Below are 1,255 nucleotides of genomic sequence, written 5' to 3' on the forward strand. Positions count from 1 at the left end.
TCCTCAACAGCGTTGCGAATCAGCGTTGGATTCGCCGGCCATACAACGTGTGTACGGGGCATCTCTCACCGCGCCCGCCTTGCTAGACTCGGCCGCATCGTCCAGTCCGCCGTGTTGCGGCTGGCGCCAACGCCCCGCGTCGAGCGCGGCGACACCGCATTTGCCAAGGAGCTTGTATGGACCCAGTCGCCACCGTTCTTTCCGCCCTGGCTGCGCCCGGCCAGCAAGAACGCCTGCTGCGGTTGCACACCCCGCTGGGCCCCGACGTGCTGGTCGCCGAGACCCTGGACGGCCGCGAGTCGGTCGACGGCGGCGGCTTCCATTTCGAAGTGAGCGCGCTATCGGCCAACGCCGGCCTGCCCCTGGACGAGCTGCTCTGCCAGCCGGTACTGCTGGAACTGCTCACCGCCGAATCGCGCACCGCGCTGCGCCCGTTCCACGGCCACGTCACCGCGTTCGAACGGCTCGGCAGCAACGGCGGGCTGGCGCGTTACCGGCTGACGATCGAGCCGTGGCTGGCGCTGCTGGGCCAGCGTGTGGACAGCTACGTGTTCCAGGACCTGAGCGTGGTGGAGATCGTCGAGAGCGTGTTCGCCGACTACGCCGAGCAGGGCGCGCTGGCGCCGGCCTGGCGCTGGGAGCTGGCCGACCGCCGCGTGTACGCCAAGCGCAGCCTGACCACGCAGTATGAGGAGACCGACCTGGCCTTCGTGCAGCGGCTGCTGGCCGAGGAAGGGATCTATGTCTGGTTCGCGCATGCCGGCGATGCCGGCAGCGAGCGCCTGGGCAGCCACACCCTGGTGCTGTCGGACCACAACCACGCTTTCGCCGAGCTGGGCACGGTGCGCTATCACCGCACCGACGTCACCGAGCAGCAGGACAGCGTGCAGCAGTGGGTGCGGTCGTGTCGCTGGCGCCCGACCACGCTGTCGCGGGCCAGCTGTGACTACCGCAGCCTGAGCCTGCGCCCGGCCGGCGCCGAGGGCACGCCGCTGGGCGACATCGGCGCCGAGGACGTGGACACCGCCGGCCCGTACGGCTGGCAGGACAGCCTGCGCGGCCAGCGCCGCGCGCAGCAGCAGCTGGATGCGCAGCGGGTGACGGCGCACATCATCGAGGGCCAGGGTTGCTGGCGCCAACTGGCCCCGGGCACGCGCTTTGGCCTGCGCCAGCATGCGAGCGTGGCGGCCGATGCGCGGTTCCTGTGCCTGCAGGTGCGGCACCAGGCGCGCAACACCCTGGGCGCGGAGGTGTT

General features: G+C 70.8%; 1 protein-coding gene. It reads left to right on the plus strand.

All coding sequences use genetic code 11. The features are described 5' to 3' along the window. Positions 1–176 precede the first annotated feature (176 nt). Positions 177–1,255 (plus strand): type VI secretion system Vgr family protein (locus XpopCFBP1817_RS20745; RefSeq protein WP_146090203.1); only part of this gene is annotated, 1,079 nt, incomplete at its 3' end.

This window comes from Xanthomonas populi (genome assembly GCF_002940065.1).
GTDB classification, from domain to species: Bacteria; Pseudomonadota; Gammaproteobacteria; order Xanthomonadales; family Xanthomonadaceae; genus Xanthomonas; species Xanthomonas populi.